26 protein-coding genes and 1 tRNA gene are annotated in these 25732 nt (G+C 71.9%); 21 read left to right on the plus strand and 6 right to left on the minus strand.

The genetic code is table 11. The features are described from left to right. The first annotated feature begins 9 nt into the window (after positions 1-9). The 3 genes from flaF to HGN31_RS12565 are packed head-to-tail and all read left to right on the plus strand — an operon-like array spanning position 10 to position 1534. The gene (flaF, locus tag HGN31_RS12555) at positions 10-366 is read left to right on the plus strand and encodes a flagellar biosynthesis regulator FlaF (protein ID WP_244961224.1); all 357 of its coding nucleotides are present in this window, start codon (positions 10-12) and stop codon (positions 364-366) included. Continuing rightward, positions 363-764: a flagellar biosynthesis repressor FlbT gene (flbT, locus tag HGN31_RS12560; RefSeq protein WP_168783413.1), complete on the plus strand. Its 402-nt coding sequence runs from the start codon at positions 363-365 to the stop codon at positions 762-764. The genes flaF and flbT overlap by 4 nt, the downstream gene beginning before the upstream one ends. After that, positions 761-1534: a DUF1217 domain-containing protein gene (locus HGN31_RS12565; RefSeq protein ID WP_168783414.1), complete on the plus strand. Its 774-nt coding sequence runs from the start codon at positions 761-763 to the stop codon at positions 1532-1534. The genes flbT and HGN31_RS12565 overlap by 4 nt, the downstream gene beginning before the upstream one ends. A 241-nt stretch (positions 1535-1775) precedes the next feature. Here the strand turns inward: HGN31_RS12565 and ubiB are convergent, their stop codons facing one another. After that, positions 1776-3305 (minus strand): 2-polyprenylphenol 6-hydroxylase, encoded by a 1530-nt coding sequence (gene ubiB / locus HGN31_RS12570; protein ID WP_168783415.1) that lies wholly within the window; start codon positions 3303-3305, stop codon positions 1776-1778. A gap of 133 nt (positions 3306-3438) precedes the next feature. Then, on the minus strand, positions 3439-4251 hold the full coding sequence (ubiE, locus tag HGN31_RS12575; protein ID WP_168783416.1) for a bifunctional demethylmenaquinone methyltransferase/2-methoxy-6-polyprenyl-1,4-benzoquinol methylase UbiE: 813 nt from the start codon (positions 4249-4251) through the stop codon (positions 3439-3441). 78 nt (positions 4252-4329) lie between these two features. Here ubiE and mutM point away from each other — a divergent pair, with 78 nt between their 5' ends. The 6 genes from mutM to recF all read left to right on the plus strand — a co-directional run bounded on the left by mutM (position 4330) and on the right by recF (position 10709). After that, positions 4330-5175 (plus strand): bifunctional DNA-formamidopyrimidine glycosylase/DNA-(apurinic or apyrimidinic site) lyase, encoded by an 846-nt coding sequence (gene mutM, locus HGN31_RS12580; RefSeq protein ID WP_168783417.1) that lies wholly within the window; start codon positions 4330-4332, stop codon positions 5173-5175. Between the two features lie 84 nt (positions 5176-5259). Further along, complete coding sequence (locus HGN31_RS12585) at positions 5260-6036, plus strand: enoyl-CoA hydratase (RefSeq protein ID WP_036706348.1); 777 nt, start codon at positions 5260-5262, stop codon at positions 6034-6036. Positions 6037-6246: 210 nt separating this feature from the next. Continuing rightward, entirely contained in the window at positions 6247-6516 is a 270-nt protein-coding gene (gene rpsT, locus HGN31_RS12590) for a 30S ribosomal protein S20 (RefSeq protein ID WP_168783418.1), read from the plus strand. A gap of 528 nt (positions 6517-7044) precedes the next feature. Further along, entirely contained in the window at positions 7045-8430 is a 1386-nt protein-coding gene (gene dnaA, locus HGN31_RS12595; protein WP_168783419.1) for a chromosomal replication initiator protein DnaA, read from the plus strand. A gap of 84 nt (positions 8431-8514) precedes the next feature. Next, the gene (dnaN, locus tag HGN31_RS12600) at positions 8515-9633 is read left to right on the plus strand and encodes a DNA polymerase III subunit beta (protein WP_036700858.1); all 1119 of its coding nucleotides are present in this window, start codon (positions 8515-8517) and stop codon (positions 9631-9633) included. Next, a complete protein-coding gene (recF, locus tag HGN31_RS12605) occupies positions 9630-10709 on the plus strand; it encodes a DNA replication/repair protein RecF (protein WP_168783420.1) in 1080 nt (359 codons plus the stop codon). The genes dnaN and recF overlap by 4 nt, the downstream gene beginning before the upstream one ends. Before the next feature lie 31 nt (positions 10710-10740). Here recF and HGN31_RS12610 read toward each other — a convergent pair whose 3' ends face one another. Then, positions 10741-12519 (minus strand): adenine deaminase, encoded by a 1779-nt coding sequence (locus HGN31_RS12610; protein ID WP_168783421.1) that lies wholly within the window; start codon positions 12517-12519, stop codon positions 10741-10743. Positions 12520-12578: 59 nt separating this feature from the next. Here HGN31_RS12610 and recO point away from each other — a divergent pair, with 59 nt between their 5' ends. Continuing rightward, positions 12579-13304, plus strand: coding sequence for a DNA repair protein RecO (gene recO, locus HGN31_RS12615; RefSeq protein WP_168783422.1), 726 nt, complete (start codon positions 12579-12581; stop codon positions 13302-13304). A 57-nt stretch (positions 13305-13361) separates the two neighbouring features. Here the strand turns inward: recO and HGN31_RS12620 are convergent, their stop codons facing one another. Together HGN31_RS12620 and HGN31_RS12625 are read right to left on the minus strand one after the other, a co-directional pair. Beyond that, on the minus strand, positions 13362-13787 hold the full coding sequence (locus HGN31_RS12620; protein WP_168783423.1) for an META domain-containing protein: 426 nt from the start codon (positions 13785-13787) through the stop codon (positions 13362-13364). 274 nt (positions 13788-14061) lie between these two features. Next, entirely contained in the window at positions 14062-15696 is a 1635-nt protein-coding gene (locus HGN31_RS12625) for an acyl-CoA dehydrogenase family protein (RefSeq protein WP_168783424.1), read from the minus strand. Between the two features lie 178 nt (positions 15697-15874). On the opposite strand from HGN31_RS12625, the gene HGN31_RS12630 reads away from it, so the two are divergent. The 4 genes from HGN31_RS12630 to HGN31_RS12645 are packed head-to-tail and all read left to right on the plus strand — an operon-like array spanning position 15875 to position 18708. Further along, entirely contained in the window at positions 15875-16636 is a 762-nt protein-coding gene (locus tag HGN31_RS12630) for a sulfite exporter TauE/SafE family protein (protein ID WP_036700870.1), read from the plus strand. Positions 16637-16649: 13 nt separating this feature from the next. After that, entirely contained in the window at positions 16650-17795 is a 1146-nt protein-coding gene (gene dapE / locus HGN31_RS12635) for a succinyl-diaminopimelate desuccinylase (RefSeq protein WP_168783425.1), read from the plus strand. Beyond that, entirely contained in the window at positions 17792-18208 is a 417-nt protein-coding gene (locus HGN31_RS12640; RefSeq protein ID WP_168783426.1) for a GNAT family N-acetyltransferase, read from the plus strand. The genes dapE and HGN31_RS12640 overlap by 4 nt, the downstream gene beginning before the upstream one ends. After that, positions 18205-18708, plus strand: coding sequence for a hypothetical protein (locus HGN31_RS12645; RefSeq protein WP_244961015.1), 504 nt, complete (start codon positions 18205-18207; stop codon positions 18706-18708). The genes HGN31_RS12640 and HGN31_RS12645 overlap by 4 nt, the downstream gene beginning before the upstream one ends. 57 nt (positions 18709-18765) lie before the next feature. Here the strand turns inward: HGN31_RS12645 and HGN31_RS12650 are convergent, their stop codons facing one another. Continuing rightward, a complete protein-coding gene (locus HGN31_RS12650; protein ID WP_168783427.1) occupies positions 18766-21066 on the minus strand; it encodes an OmpA family protein in 2301 nt (766 codons plus the stop codon). A 285-nt stretch (positions 21067-21351) separates the two neighbouring features. Here HGN31_RS12650 and infA point away from each other — a divergent pair, with 285 nt between their 5' ends. From infA to rpsD, 7 genes are all read left to right on the plus strand, one after another. Next, complete coding sequence (gene infA / locus HGN31_RS12655; RefSeq protein ID WP_036636451.1) at positions 21352-21570, plus strand: translation initiation factor IF-1; 219 nt, start codon at positions 21352-21354, stop codon at positions 21568-21570. Between the two features lie 37 nt (positions 21571-21607). Next, complete coding sequence (locus HGN31_RS12660; RefSeq protein WP_244961017.1) at positions 21608-22213, plus strand: Maf family protein; 606 nt, start codon at positions 21608-21610, stop codon at positions 22211-22213. Beyond that, on the plus strand, positions 22210-23280 hold the full coding sequence (locus tag HGN31_RS12665) for a ribonuclease E/G (protein ID WP_168783428.1): 1071 nt from the start codon (positions 22210-22212) through the stop codon (positions 23278-23280). Before HGN31_RS12660 ends, HGN31_RS12665 begins: the two co-directional genes overlap by 4 nt. Then, the gene (locus tag HGN31_RS12670; protein ID WP_168783429.1) at positions 23277-23459 is read left to right on the plus strand and encodes a DNA gyrase inhibitor YacG; all 183 of its coding nucleotides are present in this window, start codon (positions 23277-23279) and stop codon (positions 23457-23459) included. Before HGN31_RS12665 ends, HGN31_RS12670 begins: the two co-directional genes overlap by 4 nt. Positions 23460-23537: 78 nt before the next feature. Beyond that, positions 23538-23613: transfer RNA gene (locus HGN31_RS12675), tRNA-Phe, on the plus strand. A gap of 107 nt (positions 23614-23720) precedes the next feature. Continuing rightward, complete coding sequence (locus HGN31_RS12680) at positions 23721-24965, plus strand: multidrug effflux MFS transporter (protein WP_168783430.1); 1245 nt, start codon at positions 23721-23723, stop codon at positions 24963-24965. Between the two features lie 125 nt (positions 24966-25090). Beyond that, positions 25091-25711: a 30S ribosomal protein S4 gene (gene rpsD / locus HGN31_RS12685; protein ID WP_036706216.1), complete on the plus strand. Its 621-nt coding sequence runs from the start codon at positions 25091-25093 to the stop codon at positions 25709-25711. Positions 25712-25732: the final 21 nt, after the last annotated feature.

Below are 25732 nucleotides of genomic sequence, written 5' to 3' on the forward strand. Positions count from 1 at the left end.
CCCTTGACCATGCAAGCCCCAGGCAACTTTGCCCGCGGCGCCGGTTTCAACACCGTACGTTCGCACCGAGACGTAGAATACGACGCCTTTTCGCGGGTTACGCGCGAACTTCAGCGCGCCAGCCGAGGCGAGATGTCCCTTGCCCGTGCCGCCGCCGCGAATGCCGACCTGTGGTCCACCCTCGCCGCGGATCTGGCGGACGACGGCAACGATCTGCCCGATGACCTGAAGGCGCGGCTCCTGTCGATCGCCATCTTTTCCATCCGCCAGTCGCACCGGGCCATTGCCGGCAACGCCGAGCCCGCCGCACTGATCGACATCAACCTGGCGATCATGAAGGGTCTGCGCGGAGAGGTTGCGGCATGAGCGGCCTCATTCTCAAGCTCGCTCCGGGTGAGCGGGTCCTGATCAACGGCGCCGTGATCGAGAACGGTGATCGGCGGGCACGGATCGCGATCCGTACCCCCAACGCCAACATCCTGCGCCTGAAGGAGGCGATTCACCCCGACGACGTTGCCACCCCGGTCGCGCGGGTCTGCTTCGCGGCGCAGATGATCCTGTCCGGGGACGCGGACCCCGAACCCGGCCGGCGCGACCTGATGCGGGGGATCGAACAACTCTCGCAAGTCTTCGACGACCGGGACAGCCGGGCCGCGCTCGACGGTGCGACGGCGGACGTGGCCGCCGGGAACGTCTACCAGGCGCTGCGCCGACTGCGTGGTCTTCTCGGCCGAGAGGCGCGGCTCTTCGCGCAGTTCTCATGAGCTATCAGCCGGTCGTCGGTGCAGCCGGCTACGCGGGGTGGAAGATCCTGTCCCGTACCGCGACGCTCCAGCGCGGGATCATCGGCCGCGACCCGGCGATCGCCCGCGACAACGAGCATTTCCGCACCCGGATGGCCAGCGTGACGTCCGCGGAGCAGCTGGTCGGCGACAGTCGGCTGTTGCGCACTGCGCTGAGCGCCTACGGCCTCGAGGCGGACGCGAGCAAGCGGTTCTTTATTCGCAAGGTGCTTGAATCGGATTTGGCCGATCCGCGGAGCCTGGCGAACCGGCTCGGCGACAAGCGATATCGGACGATGGCGGAGGCGTTTGGCTTCGGCGCCGGCGGCAAGCGGGCGACCGGGCTGGTTGCGACTGTCACCGAGCGCCACGTGGCGGCTGAGTTGGAGCGGCGGGTCGGCACTGCCGACGGCAATCTGCGGTTGGCGATGAACGCTCAGCGTGAGCTGCCGTTGCTTGCGGCGTCTGGTGCGACGGACCGCGGGAAGTGGTTCAGTATTCTGGGCTCGATGCCGCTGCGCAAGGTGTTCGAGGGCGCGCTGGGACTTGGCAAGGAATTCGGCAAGCTGCCGATCGATCGGCAGGCGGACGAGCTCGCCGAACGAACCCAGAGGGTGACCGGCAGTTCGTCGGTCAGCGCTTTCTCAGATTCGGCCAGCGTAGAGAAACTGCTGACGCGATTCCTGGTCCGCGCGGGTGCTGCGACGGGAACCCAGTCGTCTTACAACGCCGCGCTGGCTTTGCTCGGGTGAGGGCACGGGCGGTCTGATGTCGGCGTGGGACGTACACAGCTCAAGTGAAAGACAGCCCGATAGACGTGGGCAGAGCTACGCGCGGCACCGCTGAGCGTGTAGGCGCGAGACCGAGGCGACGTGTGAGTCGCCGTCGGGCAACGCTTGCCGGTCCGCGTCCGGGCCGATGTTTTCGCCAGTAACGGCTCGCCATCCGTTGGTCATAACCATCGGGCCCGCGAGGTCAGTGCCAGCCCCGTCGCTACCCCAGCGCCAGCCCAACCAGCACACCCAGCCCAAGCAATACGACTGCCCAGACCGCCTCGCCCGGGCGGGAGCGCTCGACAACCACCGCGGGGGGGTCGGGGCGAGACAGGCGGTCGATCTGCCGGTCCACGAGTTCCGGCAGCAGCGGGCCGTGCCGTCCCAGCGCCTGCAGCGCCCGCAGGCCGTCCCGGGCCGTCGCCCGAGGACCGAGGTTGTCGCGGATGTAGCGCTCGACCACCGGCCGGGCCGCCGCCCACATGTTGATCTGCGGATCGAGGCTTCGGGCGACGCCCTCGACCACCACCATCGTGCGTTGCAGCAGGATCAGCTCGGTGCGCGTCGCCATCCCGAACCGCTCGGTAACCTCGAAGAGATAGGCGAGCAGGTTCGCCATCGAGATGCGCGAGGCATCCGCGCCGAAGATCGGCTCGCCGACCGAGCGCAGCGCGCGCGCGAACTGGGCCATGTCGCGGTCGGGGGGGACGTAGCCGGCCTCGAAATGCACCCGCGCCACGCGGTGATAATCGCGCTGGATGAAGCCGTAGATGATCTCGGCATAGACGCGGCGGGTGTATTCGTCGATCTCGCCCATGATGCCGAAATCGAACGCCACGATGTCGCCGTTCGGCGCCACCCGCAGGTTCCCCTGGTGCATGTCGGCGTGAAAGAACCCGTCGCGCAGCGCGTGATTCAGGAACAGCTGGATCAGCCGTTCGGCCAGCGCATGGCGGACGTGGCCGGCGGCGGCGATGGCGTCGACCTCGGCCATCGGGATGCCGTCGGCCCAGTCGCTGGTCATCACCCGCCGCGCGCTCAGCGGCCAGTGCGGCAGCGGCACCGACAGGCCCGCGTCGCCGCGCGTGTTCTCGGCGAACTCCGAGGCCGAGGCGGCCTCGAGCCGCAGGTCCAGCTCACCCAGCACCACCGATTCGAAATGCGCCACCACGTCGCGGGGCCTCAGCCGGCGGCTGCCGGGCGACAGCCGCTCGATCATCCCCGCGGCCAGGTGGAAGGCGTCGATGTCGCGCCGGAAGGCGGCCTCGATCCCCGGGCGCAACACCTTGACCGCGACCCGCGCCCCGTCGTCGGCGCGCCGCGCCTCGTGGACCTGGGCGATCGAGGCCGCCGCGACCGGTTCGGAAAACGCGCTGAACAGCGTCTCGACCGGCGCGCCCAGCTCAGACTGGACCAGCGCGCGGGCCTCGGCGGTCGGGAAGGGCGGCAGCCGGTCCTGCAGCATCCTCAGTTGCTCGGCCATGCCGGTCCCGACGACGTCGGGGCGGGTCGACAGGATCTGCCCGAACTTGATGTAGGCCGGACCCAGCGCCGTGATCGCACGCGTGACCGGGGGCAGGGCCGGGTCGCCCGCATAGCCGAGCCAGGCGAAGGGCCAGCCCATGATGCGGGCCGCGGCCCGCACGCGCGGCGGCGCGCTCAGCGCGTCGAGCGCCGCGCCCATCGCGCCGGTGCGCTGGAAGGTGGCGCCGGTGCGGATCAACCGCCAGATGTTGTGGGGCCCGCGCATCAGCCTCGGCCCCGCGCCCGCAGGCGGCCCGCCCCGCAACCGCCTCGGGCTGGACGCAAATATCCTCCGGGGGTGCGGGGGTGGAAAACCCCCGCTCGGCCGTGGTCCGGGACGCCCCCGGCCGGCACGGCGCTCACAGCTTCCACCCCGAATGCAGCGCCGCGATCCCCATCGAGAGGTTGCGATAGGCGACCTGCCCGAACCCCGCGTCGCGGATCATCTCGGCAAAGCGCTCCTGATCCGGGAAGCGGCGGATCGACTCGACGAGATACTGGTAGGAATCGCGGTCGCTCGCCACCAGCTGCCCCAGCGGCGGGATCACGTTGAAGGAATAGCGGTCATAGGCCCATTGCAGCGCCGGCACCGGCAGCTGGCTGAACTCGAGCACCATCAGCCGCCCGCCGGGACGCAACACCCGGTAGGCCTCGGACAGCGCCGCCTCGATCCGGGTCACGTTGCGGATGCCGAAGCTGATCGTGTAGCGGTCGAAGCTCGCATCCGCGAAGGGCAGCGCCATCGCATCGCCCGTGACCCAGGCCAGCCGGTCGGCGAGGCGGCCCGCCTCGGCGCGCTTCCTCCCCTCGACCAGCATCGATTCGGTCATGTCGCAGACCGTCACCCGCGCCCCCGGCGCGCGGTCGAGAAAGCGGAACGCGATGTCGCCGGTCCCGCCCGCCACGTCCAGCAGCGCCTGCCCGTCGCGGGGCGCGAGCCAGTCCATCATCGCCTGCTTCCACAGCCGGTGGACGCCGACGCTCATCAGGTCGTTCATCACGTCGTATTTCGAGGCGACGCGCGAGAACACCCCGTGGACGAGCCCCGCCTTGTCGCCCTCGGGGACGTCGCGGAAGCCGAAATGGGTCTGCCGCGCGCGCGCGTCGTCCGCCCCGTCGCCGGAGGGAGGCGTCGCGGGCGCGGCGGATTGTGTCGGGCGGTCGTCGGTCATAGCTCTCGGTCCATGCGGCGGGGCGCGAAGGGCGCGGCCCTGCGGGTCGGGCGGCACCATGCAGCGGATGGGGGGGAAATGCCAGAACTGCCAGAGGTAGAAACCGTCCGGCGCGGCCTCGCGCCGCATCTGACCGGCCAGCGCATCGCGCGGGTCGAGCAGCGCCGCCCCGACCTGCGCTGGAAGATGCCCGAGGATCTGGTGCAGGTGCTGACCGGCGCGCGGGTGATCGATCTGCGCCGGCGCTCGAAGTACCTGCTGGCCGATCTCGACCGGGGGCCGAGCCTGCTCGTCCACCTCGGGATGTCGGGGCGGGTGCGGGTCGAGGGGGCGGCGCTTGGCAGCTTTCACCACGACCCGGCGATCCTGCCGCAGCACGACCACCTGGTCCTGACGACCGAAGCCGGGGTGACGGTCACGCTCAACGACGCCCGGCGGTTCGGCGCGGTGGACCTCGTCCGGCCGGGCGAGGCGCACCCGCTGCTGGCCAGTCTTGGGCCCGAACCGCTGTCCGATGACTTCACCCCCGCGGTGCTCGCGGCGGCATTCCGAGGCCGGCGGATGCCGGTCAAGGCGGCGCTGCTGGACCAGCGGATCGTCGCGGGCCTGGGCAACATCTATGTCTGCGAGGCGCTGTTCCGGGCCGGCATCCACCCGCTCAGGGCCGCAGGCCGGATCGGCCCGGCGCGGCTTGCCGCCCTGCACGCGGCCATCCGCGCGGTGCTGGTCGAGGCGATCGCCGCCGGCGGGTCGAGCCTGCGCGACCACCGGCAGGCGTCGGGTGAGCTGGGGTATTTCCAGCACAGCTTCCGCGTCTATGACCGCGAGGGGCAGCCGTGCGCGCGGCCGGGCTGCGCGGGCACGGTGCGGCGGATCGTCCAGTCCGGGCGCTCGACCTGGTACTGCCCCACCTGCCAGCACTGACCTCTGCCCCGGCCGCGCCGCCCACTTCCCCCCTTGCCCGGGCTTTGCTAGCACCGGCTCAAGCACAGCAAGGGGGGAACCCGCATGGCCTACCAGACCATCCTCGTCGAGATCGCCGACCGTGTCGCGCTGGTCCGGCTGAACCGTCCCGAGGCGCTCAACGCGCTCAACGCCCAGCTCATCGGTGAGCTGGCGGCGGCGCTGACGGCTGCGGACGCCGATCCGGCCGTGCGCTGCATCGTGCTGACCGGCAGCGAAAAGGCCTTTGCCGCCGGCGCCGACATCAAGGAGATGGCCGACAAGTCCTATGTGGACGTGCTGATGGGCGACCTCTTCGGGGGCGAGATCGACCAGATTAACCGGGTCCGCAAGCCGATCATCGCCGCCGTCTCGGGCTATGCGCTCGGCGGGGGATGCGAGCTGGCGATGATGTGCGACTTCATCATCGCGTCGGAGACCGCCAAGTTCGGCCAGCCCGAGATCAACCTCGGCGTCATCGCCGGGATCGGCGGCACCCAGCGCCTGACCCGCTTCGTCGGCAAGTCGAAGGCCATGGACATGAACCTGACCGGCCGTTTCATGGACGCGGCCGAGGCCGAGCGCTCGGGGCTGGTCAGCCGCGTCGTACCCGCCGACAAGCTGATGGACGAGGCGATGGGCGCGGCCCGCAAGATCGCCGCCAAGTCCGCGATCGCCACCCAGGTCGCCAAGGAGACGGTGAACCGCGCCTTCGAGACGACCCTGCGCGAGGGGCTTCTGTTCGAGCGCCGGGCCTTCCACGCGCTCTTCGCCACCGAGGACCAGGCCGAGGGGATGAGCGCCTTTGCCGAAAAGCGCGAGGCGCAGTTCCGCGACCGCTGAGGCGGGGGCTGGGCAGGGCGCCGGGCAGGGCAGGGGGCGATTCGGGCTTCCCTTGGCGGGGCGTCTCGTCTATAGGCGCCCCCTGACATGCGCGTGGGCCCGCTTAAGGCATGAACCATGACCGCCTGTCCCTTCGGGGACCGGGCGGCAGTTCGGGGTTTGCGCGATGACGACGAGATTTGACCGCAACAGACCCGAAAGCTGATCCTCATGGCCAACACGCCCCAGTCCAAGAAACGCGCCCGCCAGACCGAACGCCGCACCGCCGTGAACAAGGCGCGCCGCTCGCGCATCCGCACCTTCATCCGCAAGGTCGAGGAAGCGATCGCCGGCGGCGACGCGAAGGTCGCGGCCGAGGCGCTGACCGCGGCCCAGCCCGAGCTGATGCGCGGCGTGACCAAGGGCGTGATCCACAAGAACACGGCCTCGCGCAAGATCTCGCGCCTGACGTCGCGGGTGAAAGCCCTCTCGCAGGCCTGAGCCGGCGTCGCCGCGGCGCCCCTCGGGCCGCCCGGCATCGCCCGCCGCACAGGGGCGCGGACCGCATCCGGCGGCCGCGCCCTTTCGCATCCGCAGCATCGCCCGTTCGGGCAAGCTGCTGTATTTTATGTGTATTATGCCTACTGCGGCATAGTGGCAGATTCGCCCCACAAAGGTGCTGTCAAGTTCATAGTTCGGTTGCGGGGCCGTCGCGCTTGGCGCTAGCGTCTCGGAAGCGATTCACGTCGTGACAGGGAAGAACCGTCCGGGAGAGGCCAGCTGCCGCCGCCCCGCCCGGACGCAGCGCGCGGCCCGAAGCCTGCCCAACGCAGGGTTTCGCGGCGCCGCGGCTGTCCGCGCCGGCTGCCACCGGCCGCGGACGACCCGGGACAGATCGGTCGGGGCCCCCGGGCCTCTGTCGCCGCTTGATTGCGGCGGACGTCCGATCTGTTGCCGTTTCCTGTCATGGCGCTGTTGCACTGGCCCGCCGGCGTTCCCGGCGGGGATGGGGACACGAGGGACGGACGAATGGACAAGCTGTGGGCGGGGGCGCGGCCCGAACTCGAGGCGCAGGTCGGGGCCAACAACTACATGACCTGGCTGGCGCCGCTGAGCCTGCGGGCCATCGATTCCGGCGCGGCCGACATCGTCTGCCCGACCCGGTTCCTGTCGGACTGGGTGTCGCGCCACTATGCCCGCCCGATCGTCGAGGCACTGGTCCGGCAGGGAGCCCCGGTCGAGCGCGTGACCTTCACCGTCGCCGCCGCCCCCGCCCCGGCGCGCCGCGCCGCCCCGGCGGCCAGCGCCGCGCCCGCTGCTGCAACGGCCCCCGCCGCCGCGCCCGTCCGCGCCCGCGGCCCGCTGCGCGAGGACGAGATGTCGGCGCCGCTCGACACCCGTTTCACCTTCGACAATTTCGTCGTCGGCAAGCCCAACGAGCTCGCCCACGCCGCCGCCCGCCGGGTGGCCGAGGGCGGCCCCGTGACCTTCAACCCGCTGTTCCTCTATGGCGGCGTCGGCCTCGGCAAGACCCACCTCATGCACGCCATCGCCGCCGAGCGCCGGGTCCGCGACGAGGGCGCGCGCATCCTCTATCTCTCGGCCGAGCAGTTCATGTACCGCTTCGTCCAGGCGCTGCGCGAGCGCACCGTCATGGACTTCAAGGAGCTGTTCCGCACCGTCGACGTGCTGATGGTCGATGACGTCCAGTTCATCGCCGGCAAGGACTCGACGCAGGAAGAATTCTTCCACACGTTCAACGCGCTGGTCGATCAGGGCAAGCAGATCGTCATCTCGGCCGACCGCGCGCCGGGCGAGATCAAGGACCTTGAGGAGCGCATCAAGTCGCGCCTCTCCTGCGGGCTGATCGTCGATCTGCACCCCACCGACTACGAGCTGCGGCTCTCGATCCTGCAGTCCAAGACCGAGCAGTTCCGCCAGACCTACCCCGGCCTCGTGCTCGGGAACGGCGTGCTTGAGTTCCTCGCCCACCGCATCACCTCGAACGTCCGGGTGCTCGAGGGCGCGCTGCAGCGGCTGTTTGCCTTCGCGAGCCTCATGGGGCGCGAGATCGACCTCGACATGACGCAGGAATGCCTGGCCGACATCCTGCGCGCCTCGGACCGCAAGGTCTCGGTCGAGGAGATCCAGCGCAAGGTGGCCGAGCACTACAACATCCGCCTGTCGGACCTCGTGGGGCCCAAGCGGGTCCGCACGCTGGCCCGGCCGCGGCAGATCGCCATGTATCTGGCCAAGCAGATGACCTCGCGTTCGCTGCCCGAGATCGGGCGGCGCTTCGGCGGCCGCGACCACACCACGATCATGCACGGCGTGCGCAAGATCGAGGAATTGCGCGGCGAGGACCGCAGCCTGAGCGAGGACATCGACCTGCTGCGCCGCGCGCTCGAGGCGTAAGCGGCGGCTTGACCCCACCCGAACGATGACGAAACTGTGCGCGCGGCGGCGGGCCGCGCACCTGACAGCCAAAGGGCCAAAGCCATGAAGTTCTCGATCGAAAAGGCGGCGCTGGGCAAGGCTGTCGCGCAGGCCCAGTCGGTCGTGGAACGCCGCAACACCATCCCGATCCTCGCCAACGTGCTGATCGAGACGACGGCCGATGGCGTGAGCTTCCGCGCCACCGACCTCGACACCGAGGTGGTGGACCGCGCCCCCGCGATGGTCGAGCGTCCCGGCGCCACCACCGTCAGCGCCGCGTTGCTGAACGAGATCGCCCGCAAGCTGCCCGACGGGGCGCTGGTCCAGATCGCCGCGGATGCCGCCACGAACCGGCTGACCGTGCAGGCCGGGCGCTCGAACTTTTCGCTCGCCACGCTGCCGCGCGAGGATTTCCCGGCGATGGCCTCGACCGAATACGCCGCCAATTTCGCCGCCCCCGCGGCGGTGCTGCGGCGGCTCTTCGACAAGTCGCGCTTTGCGATCTCGACCGAAGAGACGCGCTATTACCTCAACGGCGTTTACATGCACGTGGCCGAAGGCGAGGGCGGCCCCAGCCTGCGCTGCGTGGCGACCGACGGGCACCGGCTGGCGCGCGTCGACGCGCCGCTGCCCGAGGGCGCGGCCGAGATGCCTGGCGTGATTGTCCCGCGCAAGACCGTGGCCGAGCTGAAGAAGCTGCTCGACGATGACGAGACCGAGATCGCCGTGTCGGTGGGCGAGACCAAGGTGCGCTTCGCCACGCCCACCATCACGCTCACCTCGAAGGTCATCGACGGCACCTTCCCCGACTACACCCGCGTCATCCCGCGCGCCAACGCCCGCCGGCTCGAGGTCGACGCCGCCGATTTCGCCCGCGCCGTGGACCGGGTGGCGACCGTCAGCAGCGAACGCTCGCGCGCCGTCAAGCTGGCGCTGGACGAGGATCGGCTGGTTCTGTCGGTGAACGCCCCCGACGCGGGCGCGGCGGACGAGGAGCTGGCGGTCGCCTATGCCGACGAGCCGCTCGAGATCGGCTTCAACGCCAAGTACCTGCAGGAAATCGCCGCGCAGATCGACCGCGAGAACGCGGTGTTCCTGTTCAACGGCTCGGGCGACGCGGCGCTGATCCGCGAGGGCGGCGACGATTCGGCCGTCTATGTCGTCATGCCGATGCGCGTGTGACGCTCACGCGGCTTTCGCTGGCGCAGTTCCGGTCCTGGCCGCGGCTCGACCTCGGCTTCGACGACCGGCCGCTGGCGATCTTCGGCCCGAACGGAGCCGGCAAGACCAACATCCTCGAGGCGCTGTCGATGCTGTCGCCGGGCCGCGGGTTGCGCGGCGCCGCGCCCGCCGAGCAGGCGCGGCAGGGGGTCGGCGCGGGCTGGCGCATCCGCGCGGTGATCGACGGCCGCCCGGTCGAGACGGGCGCCGCCCCGGGTGAGCCGCGCAGCACCCGCATCGACGACAAGGCCGAGCCGCAGCTCGCGCTCGGCACGCTGACCCGGATGATCTGGCTGACGCCGGCGATGGACCGGCTGTGGACCGACACGCCCGAGGGGCGGCGCCGGTTTCTCGACCGGCTGACGCTGAGCTTTCTGCCCGGTCACGCGGGCGTGGCGCTGGCCTATGAAAAGGCGATGCGCGACCGCAACCGGCTGTTCCGCGACGAGATCCGCGACCCCGGCTGGTTCCGCGCGCTCGAGGCGCAGATGGCCGAGGCTGGCGCGGCCCTGACGCTGAACCGCCTCGCCGCGCTCGACCTGATCGCGGCGGCGCAGGCGGGGGCGGCGACGAGCTTCCCGGCCGCCCGGCTCGCGCTGCTGCCGGGTGAGGGCTTCGCCGATGACACCGACCCGGCCCGCATCGCCGACCGCCTCGCCCACCAGCGCCCGCGCGAGGCCGCCGCCGGGCGCACCCTCAGCGGCCCGCACCGCGCCGACCTTGGCGCCTGGTGGGGGCCGTCCGATCAGCCCGCGGCGCTGAGCTCCACGGGCGAGCAGAAGGCGCTGCTGCTCTCGCTGATCCTCGCCAACGCCCGCGCGCTCGCCGCCGAGCGCCCGGTGCTGCTGCTCGACGAGGTCGCGGCCCATCTCGACGCCGACCGCCGCGCGGCGCTCTATGACGAGATCGCGGTGCTGCCGGCGCAGGCGGTGCTGACCGGCACCGGGCCCGAGCTCTTCGACGCCTTCGGCCCCCGCGCGCGCCGCCTCGCGGTGGCGCGCGACGGGGATGGCTCGACGGCCAGCGAACTGGACTGACACCCGGCCCGCGAGCTCGGGCGGTCGAGCGTCAGCCCGCGACCACCTCGGTCAGCGCGAAGCGGGTCACGTCCACCAGCCCGAGGTCCGAGATCCTGAGCTCGGGGATCACCACCAGCGCCAGCAGGACGTGCTGCATGATGGCGTTGTTCATCGTGCAGCCGCAGGCGCGGATGGCGGCGTTGACCGCCTCGGCGGCGGCGGCGACCTCGGCGGCGGGCGCGTCCGAGATGAGGCCGGCGATGGGCAGGGCGACATGGGCGAGCTCGGCCCCGTCGCGGAAGACGGTGATGCCGCCCTGCAAATCGCCCAGCCGCGCCACCGCGGCGGCCATGTTCTCGGCGCAGGTGCCGACCACGATCATGTGGTGGCTGTCATGCGCGATGGTCGAGGCGACGGCGACCCGGCCCTGATAGCCGAAGCCCGACACGAACCCGTTGACCACCCCGCCGGTCCCCCTGTGCCGCTCGACCAGCGCAATGCGCGCCACCTCGCCCTCGGGGACGACGCGGCCATCCTCGACCGGCAACTCGGCGGTCAGCGCCCGGGTCGGCGCCTGGTTCTCGACCACGCCGATCACCCGCACCGTGGCGCGCGTGCCCGTGGCCTTCACGGCGAAATCCTCGGCCGCGAGCCGCCGGGCGAGATGCACCGACCCCCGCGCCGCGGCGGGCCACTCGATCCGCGGGCACTCGACCGTCAGCCGCCCGCCCTCGGCCACCACGCGGCCCTGCGCCACCACCAGCTCGATCGGCAGCGCGGTCAGGTCCGAGGTGAGGATCACGTCCGCCCGCCGCCCCGGCGTCAGGCTGCCCAGCTCGCGCGCCATGCCGAAATGCCGCGCGGTGTTGAGCGTGGCGAGCCGGATCGCCACCAGCGGATCGCAGCCGCAGGCGATGGCGTGGCGCACCACCCGGTCCATGTGCCCGTCGTGGACCAGCGTGCCCGCGTGGCAATCGTCGGTGCAGAGCATGAAGCCCGCGGGGTCCATCCCGCGCTTGGTGATTGCGGTGATCTGGGCCGCCACGTCATGCCAGGCCGAGCCGTAGCGCAGCATCGCCCCCATCCCCTGCCGGACGCGGGCGATGGCCTGCGCCTCGGCGGTCGTCTCGTGGTCGTCCTCGGCCCCGCCCGCGGCGTAGGCTGCGAAGGGCCGCCCGAGGTCGGGCGAGGCATAGTGCCCGCCGACCGTCTTGCCCGCGGCGCGGGTGGCCGCGATCTCCTCGAGCATCGCCGGATCGCCCGCCGCGACGGCGGGAAAGTTCATCATCTCGCCGAGGCCCACGATCCCCTCCCACCCCATCGCCTGGGCGACCTCGCCGGCCGAGATGGGATGCCCCGTCGTCTCGAGCCCCGGCGCCGAGGGCGCGCAGGAGGGCATCTGCGTCAGCATGGTGATCGGCTGGATCAGGCTCTCGTCCCGCATCAGCCGCACGCCGTCGAGGCCCATGACGTTGGCGATCTCGTGCGGGTCGTGAAAGAGCGCGGTGGTGCCGTTCGGGATCACCGCCTCGGCGAAGCGCGCGGGCGTCAGCATCCCCGATTCGATGTGCATATGCGCGTCGATCAGCCCGGGGATCATGTAGCGCCCGGCCGCCTCGATCACCTGCGTCGCGGGGCCGATGTTGGCCGAGGCATCCGTCACCACGCAAGCGATCCGCCCGTCGGCGATGGCGATGTCGTGCCCCGGCAGCGCCTCGCCCGAGTGGACCGCGACCCAGATCCCGCCGCGGATCACCATGTCGGCGGAGGCGCGGCCGGCGGCCACCTCGACCAGCCGCGGCTGCGCCTCGATCCACGTCTTGAGCATCACGTCCCCCTGTTCGCCGCCCCGAGATTGCGGCAGCGTGGCGGCGAAAGGAAGGCGCGATGGAATGGGCAGGCGAGGCGACCGTCATCGCGCGGCGACGGCACGGCGAGCACGCGGCCATCGTCACCGTGCTGACGCGCGAGGCGGGGCTGCTGCGCGGCCTCGTGCCGGGGGGCGGGTCGGTCAAGCGGGCGGCGATGCTGCAGCCCGGCAACCGGGTCGCGCTGCGCTGGCGGGCGCGGCTCGATGACCAGCTGGGCAGCCTGACGGCCGAGCCGGCGCGCGCCCGGTCCGGGCTGATGGCCGACGCGGGTGCGCTCGCCGGGCTCAACGCGGTGGCGGCGCTGGTCGGCTGGGCCCTGCCCGAGCGCGACCCTCACCCGCGGCTCACGGCCGCGACCGAGGGGCTGCTGGACGCGATGGACGCGGGCGAGGCGGGCGGCGACTGGGCCGGACAGTATCTGGGGTGGGAGCTGTCGCTGCTCGACGAGCTGGGCTTCGGCCTCGCGCTCGACCGCTGCGCGGTGACGGGGGCGCGGGACGGGCTCGCCTATGTCTCGCCGCGCACGGGGCACGCGGTGACGGCGGAGGGCGCGGGGGCGTGGGCCGACCGGCTGATGCCGCTGCCGGCGCTGCTCGGCGGCACCGGCCCCGCGGGGCGCGAGGGGCTGGCCGCGGGGCTGGCGCTCAGCGGCCATTTTCTCGCCCGCATGGCCGAGGCGCATGTGGGCCGCCCGCTGCCCGCAGCGCGGGGGCGGCTGGTGCAGCGCCTCACCGCCCCCTGAATGCGGAAAGGCCGCCCCCGCGCCGGGACGGCCTTTCCCCTTGCCGTGAAACCGGCCTCAGTTCCCCGAGCGCTCGGCGGTGATCCAGCCCAGCGGGTTCTTGATCTTCAGCACGCCACCTTCCCACACGGCCTCGTTGGCCTGGGTGACGGCGTTGATGAACCGCCCTTCGAAGCCCTTGTGGCCGCAGGGGTTGTCGGTCCAGTTCATCGTCGCGACCTGGATCGCGGGCAGCGTTGCGGCGTTCACCCCGGTGAAGGTGTTGCACGGGCCGTTGCCGGAAAACGCGTTCTTGGTCAGGCGGATGGTGGCGCTGCGGGTCGGCACGGACTCTTTGCCGAAGCCGACGACGGTGTAGGTGCCGAAGGGGATGCCCCCCTCGAAGCCCATGCCCTCGGTGCCCGGGGCAGGGGCGGCGGGGCCGCAGGCGGCCAGCGCGGCGAGGGCGAGCGCAGAGGCCGAGAGGCAGACAAGACGTTTCATCGTGATAAATTCCTCAGGGGCAGCGTGATGAGGTGGATCGTGACGCCCTGCCACCTGCAGGCCCGAAAGTCCATGCACAGCCGCGTCAGATCGGCCGTCGTGCCACAGTGCCGTGCCATTCGCGCAACGCCGGAACGCGCCGGCTGCCCGGCGCGCCGCGGGCCAGCACCGCCGGTGGGCATTTGGGCCAGAACGGAGCGGCCCACCGGGTCGCGGGGCCGGCATCTTTCGGGCTCAGATACCGGGCGGGGCGGCCGGGAAGGCCGCCGCCGGTTCAGCCCAGCAGCCGCCGCGCGATCACCTGCGCCTGGATCTCGGCCGCGCCCTCGAAGATGTTGAGGATGCGCGCGTCGCAGAGCACCCGGCTGATCGCGTATTCGAGCGCGAAGCCGTTGCCGCCGTGGATCTGCAGCGCGTTGTCCGCCGCCGCCCAGGCGACGCGGGCGCCCAAGAGCTTGGCCATCCCCGCCTCGAGGTCGCAGCGCTTGTCGTGGTCCTTCTGCCACGCCGAGTGATAGGTCAGCTGCCGCGCGATCATGATCTCGACCGCGGTCAGCGCCAGCTTGTCGGCCACCCGCGGGAAGGCAATCAGCGCCTTGCCGAACTGCTTGCGGTCCAGCGCATACTGCATCCCCAGTTCAAGCGCCGACTGCGCCACGCCGATCGCGCGCGCCGCGGTCTGGATGCGGGCCGATTCAAACGTCTGCATGAGCTGCTTGAACCCCTGGCCCGGCTGTCCGCCCAGCAGGTTGTCGGCCGCGACCTTGAAGCCGTCGAAGCCGAGCTCGTATTCCTTCATGCCGCGGTAGCCGAGCACCTCGATCTCGCCGCCGGTCATGCCGGGGGTGGGGAAGGGCGCCTCGTCCGTGCCGGGGGTCTTCTCGGCCAGGAACATCGACAGCCCGCGCCAGTCGGTCGTCTCGGGGTCGGTGCGGGCGAGCAGCGTCATCAACTGGGTGCGGGCGGCGTGGGTGATCCAGGTCTTGTTGCCGGTGACCGCCCACCCATCCTCGGTGCGCACCGCGCGGGTGCGCAGGCTGCCGAGGTCCGAGCCGGTGTTGGGCTCGGTGAACACCGCCGTGGGCAGGATCTCGCCCGAGGCGAGCGCCGGCAGCCACTTCGCCTTCTGCTCTTCGGTGCCGCCGACGAGGATCAGCTCGGCCGCGATCTCGGACCGGGTGCCGAGCGAGCCGACCCCGATATAGCCGCGCGACAGCTCTTCGCTGACCACCACCATGCTGGCCTTGGACAGGCCGAGCCCGCCGAACTCTTCCGGGATGGTCAGGCCGAACACGCCCAGCTCGGCCAGCTCGGCGATGATCTCCATCGGGATCAGCTCGTCCCTGAGGTGCCAGCCGTGCGCCTCGGGGATCACCCGCTCGTCGGCGTAGCGGCGGAACTGGTCGCGGATCATCTCGAGGTCTTCGTCGAGCCCGGTGGCGCCGAAGGTCGCGCGGCCGTGGTTCTCCTGCATGAGCGCGACGAGGCGGGCGCGGGCGGCGGGGGTGTTGCCCGCCATCGCGGCGCGGGCCGCGTCCGAGGGCTGCCAGTCCACGCCGAGGTCCGAGAGCCGGGCGAACTCGGTCTGGCTCATCGGGATGCCGCCAGCGATCTGGGTCAGGTATTCGCCGAACGCGATGGTCAGGATCAGCCCTTCGATCTCGCCGAAGCCGTCGCCCAGCCGCTCGGCCCAGGCCGCCATCTGGCGCAGCGCCTCGACATAGGTCGCCAGCCACGACAGCGCGTGGGCCGCATGCTGTTCGACCTCGAGCGCCTCGGAGTCGATCTTGCCGCCGCCGACACGTTCGCGCAGCGCGGCGGTGGCGCGGGCCTGCAGGGCCTCGATCTCGGGCAGCAGGGCGGCGGCGCTGGTCTGGGTCAGGGCGGGGACGGACGCGGTGTCGAGCATGGGCGATTCCCTTCGGGCAGGCGGGCTGTGAGGTTGCCCGACCTCTAGAACCTTCGCAGGCGCAGCGCAACGATGCTGCGCTGCAACGTAGCGGCGCGCAGCATTGTTGCGTCCGTAGCGGGCGCGCCCGTGCCGCCGGCCCGTTGCCACCGGCCCGGCGCCAGCTAAGGTCGCGCCCATGTTCGGGCTCGACCCTCACCTGCTGCTGCTCGCGGTGGCCGTCACCTTCGTCGCGGGCTTCGTCAAGGGCGCCATCGGCTTTGCCATGCCGATGATCATGATGTCGGCCTTCGGCTCGTTCCTGCCGGCGCCCACCGCGCTCGCGCTGCTGATCGTGCCGACGCTGATGACCAACATCCAGCAGGCGACGCGCCAGGGCCTGCGCGCGGCGTGGGAGAGCGCGGGCCACGTGCGCTGGCACATCGCCATGGTGGTGCTGTTCATCTTCGTCTCGGCGCCTTTCGCCCGGGTCCTGCCGGCCTGGGCCATGTATCTGGCCCTCGGGGCGCCGATCACGGGTTTCGCGCTCTGGCAGCTTTCGGGCCGCCCGCTGGCGCTGCCGATCCACCGCCGGCGCCGGGCCGAGATCGTCAGCGGCATCATCGGCGGGCTCTACGGCGGGATCTCGGGCATCTGGGGGCCGCCGCTGATCGTCTATCTGCTCTCCATCGGGGCGCCGAAGCTGGAACAGATCCGCGTGCAGGGGGTGGTGTTCCTGATCGGCGCGGTGGCGCTGACGGTCGCGCATCTCGGTTCGGGCGTGCTCAACGCCCAGACCCTGCCGCTCTCGGCGCTGATGGCGGTGCCGGCCTTCGTGGGGATGCGGCTGGGCTTTGCCTTGCAGGACCGCATGGACGTGGTGCAGTTTCGGCGCTGGACACTGATCCTGCTGGTGCTGACGGGCCTGAACCTCGTGCGCCGCGCCCTCACGATGGACTGAAAGGCCGCCCCCCATGAGCACCGACGCCGCCGAGTTGACCGCCCGCCTGATCCGCTGCCCCTCGGTCACGCCCGAAGAGGGGGGCGCGCTGGTCCTGCTCGAGGGGCTTCTGACCGACGCGGGGTTCGAGACCCGCCGGGTGGACCGCAACGGCACCCCGAACCTCTTCGCCCGCTGGGGCGCCAGGGGGGCGGCGCGCAGCTTCGGGTTCAACGGCCACACGGACGTGGTGCCGCCCGGCGACCCGGCGAGCTGGACCCATCCGCCCTTCTCGGGGGTCGAGGTCGACGGCGTGATCTGGGGCCGCGGCGCGACCGACATGAAGTCCGGGGTCGCGGCCTTCGTCGCCGCGTCCATCGACTTCGTCCGCGAGACCCCGCCCGCAGACGGCGCGGTGATCCTGACCATCACCGGCGACGAAGAGGGGGTGTCGCGCGACGGCACCATCGCGCTCGTGGACTGGATGGAGGCCGAGGGCGAGCGCATGGACGCCTGCATCGTGGGCGAGCCGTCGAACCCCGAGGTGATGGGCGAGATGATCAAGATCGGCCGCCGCGGCAGCCTGACCGCGACCTTCACCGCGACCGGCAAGCAGGGCCACGCCGCCTATCCGCACCGCGCCCTGAACCCGCTGCACGCGCTGGTGCGGCTGCTTGCGGGGCTCACCGCCGCGCCGCTGGACGAGGGGACGGCGCATTTCGACCCCTCGGGGTTGCAGGTCACCACCATCGACTGCGGCAACCCGGCCTCGAACGTGATCCCGGAAAAGGCCACGGCGGTGGTCAACATCCGCTTCAACGACCGCCACTCGGGCGACAGCCTGACCGCGCTGCTGCGCGAACGCGCGGCCGCCGTCGAGGCCGAGACGGGGGTTCGCTTCGGGGTCGATGTGGCGGTCTCGGGCGAGAGCTTCCTGACCGAGCCGGGCCCCTTCGTGAGCCTCGTGCGCGAGGTGGTGGCCGAGGCGACGGGGGTGACCCCGGTGCTGGCCACCACCGGCGGCACCTCGGACGCGCGGTTCATCAAGGACCACTGCCCGGTGCTCGAGTTCGGGCTGGTCGGCAGCTTCATGCACCAGGTGGACGAGCGCGTGCCGGCCGCGCAAGTGCGCCAGCTCAAGGACATCTATCAGGCGATCCTCGCGCGGTATTTCGCATGATCGTCGCGGTGACCGAGGATTTCGACGCCTGCATGGCCATCCGCCAGCGGGTGTTCGTCGAGGAACAGAACGTCCCGCCCGAGCTGGAGCACGACGAGTACGACGCGACCGCCGTGCATCTGCTGGCCCGCGACGCCGCGGGGCGCGCGGTCGGCACCGCGCGGCTCTTGATCGACGGGGCGGCGGCCAAAATCGGGCGCGTTGCGGTGCTGGCCGAGGCGCGCGGCACGGGTGCGGGGCTCGCGCTGATGCGCGCGGCGCTCGCCGAGCTGCGCCACCGCGGGGTGGCCGAGGCGCGGCTCGGGTCCCAGACCCACGCCATCGGCTTCTATGAGAAGCTCGGGTTTGCCGCCGAGGGGCCGGAGTATGACGACGCCGGCATCCCGCACCGCGACATGACGCTCAGGCTGTGAGCGGGGGGCTGATCCGCCCCGAACTCGCCGCCCGGCTGCGGCCCTGGCGCGAGGTGCTGGCCGCCGTCGCGGTGGGCCTCGGCGGGGCGTGGATCGCCTCGTGGGGCGGGCTGTTCTTCCAGCCGCTCGGCCTCGCCATCCTCGCCGTGGCCGCGGTCTGGGGCGTCGGCGCCCGCCGACGTATGCGCTTCCGGGCCGAGATCGCCGCCCCCGGCCTCGTCGAGGTCGAGGAGGGCGCGGTGCGCTATTTCGGCGCGAGGCTCCTCGGCGGCGAGGTGCCGCTGCGCGAGTTGGCCGAGATCCGGCTGCTGAGGCTGAACGGCCACCCGCACTGGCGGCTCAGGACCCGCGAGGGCGAGGCGCTGCTGATCCCGGTCGAGGCGGCCGGGGCGGCGGCGCTGGCGGATGCCTTCGAGACGTTGCCGGGCTTCGACCTCGGCGCGGCCGCGGCGGCGCTCGCGGGGCGCGAAACGGTTACCACGGTCTGGCGGCGGCGCTGAGGCGCGCACGCAAAAGGGGCCGCGGTCCTCCCGCGGCCCCCCGTTCATCTCGGCCGGTCAGTTACGGGCCAGCAGGTCGGTGATCCGGCGCACCGCGGCGCGGCGGTTGGCCCGCACGTCGCCCTCGCGCGCGACCTTGAGGAACTGCTCGCCGTAGCCCTGCACCACCATGTTCTCCGGCGGGACGCGGAAGAACTCGGTCAGCGCCAGCGCCACAGATTCCGCCCGCCGGTCCGACAGCGCGAGGTTCATGGCGTCGGCGCCCACCGTGTCGGTGTGGCCTTCGATCAGGAACATCTCGCCGGGGTTCTGGCGGATCTGCTCGGCGATGACGCGCCCGAGGCTCGACAGCGCCTGCGCCTGGTCGGGCTTGATCGCCGCCGAGCCGGTGTCGAAGGTGATCGCCTGGATGTCCACCGGCGCGACCAGCGCCCGCACCTCGGGGATGTTGCGGATCTGGCCCAGGGTGAAGCTGCGGTCCACCGTCGTCTCGCGCCGCAGCGCCTCGCGCAGCGCCTCGTCCGAGACGGTCTGGCCGGGCATCACGATGATCGGCTCGGCCGGGCGCGGCAGGCTGGCGATGTCCACCGGCTGCACCGCCTGCGTCTCGTCGATCAGCGCGGTGGTGGTGCCGTCGGGGTGGACCACGGTGCGGCGCAGCACCCGCAGGTCGGCGTCGCGGATCGTGACGACCTGGCTGCCATCCTCGCGCGTCACGATGGTGCGCGACGAGCCGTCCGCGAACTCCTCGGTCTGCACGGTCGAGCCGGGGCGCAGCATCAGGGCGTTGTCGTCCTTGATGACCTCCTGGCTGCCGTCGGCGCGGGTCACGACCACGCGGTCGCCGGTGTTGAGCGCCACCTCGCGGTTGTTCGAGAGGACCGAGCCGACCGCCATCCCGGCCAGCGCCGGCAGGACGATGTTCTTGAGCGCGCTCTCGAGGTCGCTGTCGCCCGACGCGGTCTGCGCGGGGGAGGGGGTCGTGGTCGCGCCCTCGGGCGCGGGCGTCACGACCGGCTGGCCGCCTGCAGCGGCAGCGGCGGCCGCGGCGGCGACCGCGTCACGCGCGGCGCCGCGCAGGTCGGTCGAGAAATCCTCGGTGGCGGCGCGGCTCGTGGCTTCGGTCACCGTGGTCTTGTCGGTGGTCACGACCGGGGCCGCGCTCTCGGCCAGCGCCGCGACGGCGGGCGCCTCGGCGGCGGCAGCGGCCTCGCGCGCGGCGTCGGTCTCCTTGGCGGTCGCCTCGGGGATCGCCTTGGCGGCGGCCAGCGCCTCGGCCAGCGCATCCTGCTCGGCGGCCGACGGCGCCGGGGCGGCCGGGGTGGCGGCCGCCTGCGCTTCGGGGACCGCCGGGGTCACGACCGGGGCGGCGCCGGCGCTGGGCGGGGTGGCCGGCGTGGCGGCGGCCTGCGGGGCCGGGGTGACGACCGGGGCTGCGCTCGGCGTCGCCGGGGCCGGCGCGGCCGATTCGGTCTCGGCCGGCGTCGCGGGCGGCGCGGCGGGGGTCACGACGGGTGCGGCCGTCGCCGTCTCGGCCGTTGTTACCGGAGCGGACGGGGTGGCAGCCGCTTCGGCCGACGCGGCACGTTCGGCCAGCGCCTTCGCCAGCTCGTCGTCCGAGGGCGCCCCCTCGGCCTTGGCCGCGTCGCGCGCTTCGGCGGCCGCGTCCTTCGCGGCGTCCTTCACCGCCTTGGCCTCATCCTTCGCTGCCTTTGCGACGTCCTTGGCCTCGTCTTTCGCGGCCTTGGCCTCGTGCTTGGCAGCCTCCTTGGCGTCCTTGGCGGCGTCCTTCGCCGCGTCGGCCGCGTCCTTGGCGGCGGCGCGCGCGGCCTCGGCCACGGCGTCAGGCTCGGCCGCCGGTTCGGCGGCCGGGGCCTCGGCCGCCGGCGCCTCTGCCGCGGGCTCGGCCGGCACCACCACCGGCGCTTCGGCCGGGGCCGCAGCCGCGGTCACCACCGGCTCGGCCGCCGGTGCCGCGGCGAGCGGCTTGCCATACATCTTGCCGCCCTCGACCGGGACCAGCACGCCGTCCTTGACCCGCATCGTCTGCTGCGGGGCGGGGGCGAGGATGAAGCTGCCGTCCTCGACCAGCTGCACCGCGATCCCCTCGGGCGTGAACTGCGGCGCTGCTTCGGGGCAGGGCTTCGGGGCATTCATCAGGCAGACCAGCTTGTCGGCGGTCAGCCCGTCGCCGATCTCTTCGTCCAGCATCCGGGCCAGCTCGGGCATGTTGGCGGCGCGCTCGGCGCCCACACGCGCCGCGTCGGCGGCGCTGAGCGTCTGCGCCGAGGCGAGCGCGGGCAGGGTCAGCCCCAGCCCCAGCGCGATGGCGGTCGTGTCACGAAAGATCCGGCGCATGGCGATTCCTTGTCTCGGGCGCCGCGGCGGGCGCAAGGCTGCGTGCTCGTGCCCGCAACGCGGGCGATGTGCGCATCAAACCTCATTCCGCCCAGGACGTTCCCCGAAATTGTCGTGAACGGCCGCCAAAGAGCCGTGACCGGGCCGTGAGCACCCCCTTCGGGCGGCAATTCGTCACGCCGGCGGCGGGCGCGCACGGCCCACCGCACGCCCCTCTTGAAAAAGCCGGGGTTTCGCCGCATATGGCGCAGGTCCGCGACAGGCGGATTCCCTACAGGAGAGATCATGGCCAAGGAAGAGATGCTCGAATTCCCCGGCGTCGTGAAGGAACTTCTGCCCAACGCGACATTCAGGGTCGAGCTCGAGAACGGCCATGAGATCATCGCGCATATGGCGGGCAAGATGCGCAAGAACCGCATCCGGGTTCTGGCCGGCGACAAGGTGCAGGTCGAGATGAACACCTACGACCTCAGCAAGGGTCGGATCAATTACCGCTTCAAGTAAGGCGCCATCGGGGCGCGCGCAGGGCGCGCGGCCGCGCTTGGTGCTCGCCTCGGCCAGCCCGCGACGGCTGGAACTGCTGGCCCAGATCGGGATCGTGCCCGACGCGATCATCCCCGCCGACATCGACGAGACCCCCGGCAAGGCCGAGGCGCCGCGCGCCTATGTCGCCCGCATGGCCGCCGAAAAGGCCGCCGCGGTGGCGGCGGTCGAGCCGGGCGTCGTGCTGGCCGCCGACACCACAGTGGTCGCGGGCCGCCGCATCCTCGGCAAGCCCGCCGACGCGGCCGAGGCGACCGCATTCCTGCGCCTGCTCTCGGGTCGCCGCCACCGGGTGCTGACCGCCGTGACGGTCGCCGCCGAGGGTCGCGCGCGGCACCGGCTGGTCGAGACCACGGTCCGCTTCCGCCCGCTCACCCCCGCCGAGATCGCTGCCTACGTCGCCTCGGGCGACTGGCGCGGCAAGGCCGGGGGCTACGCCATCCAGGGGCCCGCCGCGGCCTTCGTGCCGTGGCTGCAGGGGTCGTTCACCGCCGTGGTCGGCCTGCCGCTGGCCGAGACCGCGGTGCTGCTGGCCGCCGCCGGGGTCACCGCCGCGCCGGTTGCCGAGCCCCGCGCCGCGCCCGTGACAGGAGAATTCGCATGAAGGGTCGCCAGGTCGTTCTGGGCCGCCATTTCGGGGGCGAGGCCGCCGCGCTGATGGTGGACGGGCAGTTGCAGGATCTGCTGTTCGACCTGTCGGGTCTGACCCCGCTGCCGCCGGGCAGCGTCTGCCGGGCGGTGGTCGACCGGTTGGTGAAGGGGCAGGGCGGCGTCTTCCTGCGGCTGCCCGAGGGCGAGCGCGGCTTCCTGCGCGACGCCAAGGGCCTGAGCGAGGGGCAGACTCTGATCGTCCAGGTCTCGGGCGTGGCCGATGACGGGAAGGCCATCCCCTGCACCCAGCGGGTGATCTTTCGCGGGCAGACGGCGCTCGCCACCCCCGGCGCGCCCGGCGTCAACGTCTCGCGCCGCATCCGCGACGAGGGCGTGCGCGCCCGCCTCACCGCGCTGGGCGAGGCGGCGCTGGCTGCCGCCGGCGCGCCAGAGACGCTCGGCCTGGTGATTCGCAGCGCCGCCGCCGCCGCTCAGGATGCCGAGGTCGCCGAAGAGGCGGGCAGCCTCGCGGGCCTCGCGGTCGAGGTGATGGGCGACGTCGCGGGTCGGCCCGAGCTTCTGGTCGATGCCGACCTGCCGTGGCGCGCGGCCTGGACCGACTGGGCCGACCCCGCGCCCGACGCGGTGGACGAGGGCGACGACAGCTTCGACACCCACGGCGTCGCCGCCGCCATCGACGCGCTGCTCGACGACGAGCTCGACCTGCCCGGCGGCGGCTTTGCGGTGATCGAGGCGACCCGCGCGCTGGTTGCCGTGGATGTGAACACCGGCCGCGACACCACGCCCGCGGCCGCCCTCAAGGCCAACATCGCGCTGGCCCGCGACCTGCCGCGCCAGCTTCGGCTGCGGGGTCTGGGCGGGCAGGTGGTGATCGACTTCGCCCCCAGCCCCAAGCGCGACCGCGGCACGATCGAGCAGGTGCTGCGCGCCGCCTTCAAGGCTGACGGGACCGAGACGGTGCTGATCGGCTGGACGGCGATGGGGCTATTCGAGCTGAACCGCAAGCGCGACCGCGTGCCGCTGGCCGCCGTCGCCGCCACCGCCGGAGAGCCGGAGTGAGCTGCCCGATCTGCCAGCGCCCCGCCGATCCGGCCTATCGCCCGTTCTGCTCGCGGCGCTGCGCCGACGTGGACCTCGCCCGCTGGTTGCGCGGCGACTACGCCATCCCGGGCGAGCCGGTGGACCCGGCGTCCGTCCCGCCCGAGGCTGACGCGCGCGACCGACGCGACGACGATTGAGCCGCGTTTTGCCTCTGGACAGCCCCGCCGCGACTGTCTAGGAACGCTCCACCCACGGGCGGCAACGCCCCGCAGGGCGCCCGGATAGCTCAGTTGGTAGAGCAGCGGATTGAAAATCCGCGTGTCGGTGGTTCGAATCCGCCTCCGGGCACCATCCCCCCCTTTGAAGCTTTGCTAAAGCGGCCCCGTCCGACCGCATTGCACCCGTCCCGCGCCTCGCCCATAACGCCGCGTCAGCCTGCGGGCGCGAGGATCACGATCATGCCCCACTCCACTCAGGCGGCGCGCCGGCTGCCGCAGGGCGAGCTCATCGCAATGCTCGCCTTTCTCTTCGCCACGGTGGCGTTTTCCATCGACGCCATGCTGCCGGCGCTGCCGCAGATTGCGACCGAGCTGACCCCGGACGACGTGAACCGCGCACAGCTCATCCTGACCAGCTTCGTCGCCGGGATGGGGGTGGGTACGCTCTTCGCCGGGCCGATCTCGGACGCGCTCGGGCGCAAGCGGGCGATGGGGATCGGCTTCTCGGTCTATCTCGTCGGCGCGATCGCGGCGCTGTTCGTCAACTCGCTGACCCCGCTGCTCGTCGCGCGCTTCGTCCAGGGGCTCGGTGCGGCCGGGCCGCGGATCGTCGGCACGGCGCTCGTCCGCGACCTCTATCAGGGGCGCGAGATGGCGCGGATCACCAGCTTCATCATGACGGTCTTCATGATCGTGCCCGCACTCGCGCCCTCGATCGGGCAGGGGTTCATCTGGCTCGGCGGCTGGCACGCCGTCTTCGGCGGCTTCGTGCTCTTCGCGCTGATCGGCTGGCTGTGGTTCTCGTTGCGCCAGGCCGAGACGCTGCCGCCCGAGGGGCGCCGCCCGCTGCGCCCGCGGGCGCTCGCCCAGGGCGCGCGCGAGGTGCTGTCGGACCGGCAGGTGCTGCTCTGCACCCTCGTCATGTCGCTGGGCTTCGGGCAGATGTTCGCGCTGCTCAGCTCCGCCCAGCAGCTCTTCGGAGAGACCTACGGCAAGGGCGCGCAGTTCCCGCTGTGGTTCGCGGCCTTGGCGCTGCTGGCCGCCTCGGGCACGGTGTTCAACGCGAGGCTGGTGATGCGGCTGGGGATGCGGCGCATCGCGCGCGGCGCCTATGCGATGCAGGTCGGGATGTCGGCGCTGTTCCTGCTGACGCTTTGGACCGGGGTTCTGCCCGAGGGGCTGCGGTTTCCCGCGTTCTTCCTCTGGGCGGTCAGCGTCTTCACCATGGCCGGGCTCACCTTCGGCAACCTCAACGCGCTGGCGATGCAGGGGATGGGGCATCTGGCCGGGATGACGGCCTCAGTGACGGCCTCGGTCTCGACGCTGGCGGCGGTGCTGATCGCGGCGCCGGTGGGGCTCGCCTACGACGGGACGGCCGAGCCGGTGGCAGTGGCGACGCTGGTCTGCTCGGCGCTGGCCTGGGTCATCATGCACTGGCTCTCGGGCGCGCCGCCGGCACCGCGGGCGCCCGCGTCGGCGGGTTGACTCTGCCCGCGGGCCGCCTATAAGCGCCGCTTCCATTGGTGTTGGTGGACCCCGCAAGGGGAAGCCTGTCGGGGCGCAAGCCCAAAGGACAACGCCCTTTTGAAACGCACAAAAGGAGATCAGCCGTGACCAAACGCACGTCTGCCAAGTACAAGATCGACCGCCGCATGGGCGAGAACATCTGGGGCCGCGCCAAGTCGCCGGTCAACAAGCGCGAATACGGCCCCGGCCAGCACGGCCAGCGCCGCAAGAACAAGCTGTCGGACTTCGGCACCCAGCTGCGCGCCAAGCAGAAGCTCAAGGGCTACTATGGCGACCTGACCGAAAAGCAGTTCCGCCGCATCTATGCCGAGGCCGAGCGTCTGCGCGGCGACACTGGCGAGATGCTGATCGGCCTGCTCGAGCGTCGCCTGGACGCCGTGGTCTACCGCGCCAAGTTCGTGCCCACCATCTTCGCCGCCCGCCAGTTCGTGAACCACGGCCATGTCACCGTGAACGGCCAGCGCGTGAACATCGCGTCCTACCGCGTCAAGGAAGGCGACGTGGTCGCGGTCCGCGACAAGTCCAAGCAGCTCGCCATCGTGCTCGAGTCCGTGGGCCTGGCCGAGCGTGACGTGCCCGACTACCTCGACGTGGACATGGGCAAGCTGACCGCCACCTTCGTGCGCACCCCGGCGCTGGGCGACGTGCCCTACGCCGTGCAGATGGAGCCGAACCTGGTCGTCGAATACTACGCCAAGAACTGATCCTTATCCCGGATCGTCTGA

The sequence above is a fragment of the Paracoccus sanguinis genome, from assembly GCF_012689545.1.
In the GTDB taxonomy this organism is placed as follows: domain Bacteria; phylum Pseudomonadota; class Alphaproteobacteria; order Rhodobacterales; family Rhodobacteraceae; genus Paracoccus; species Paracoccus panacisoli.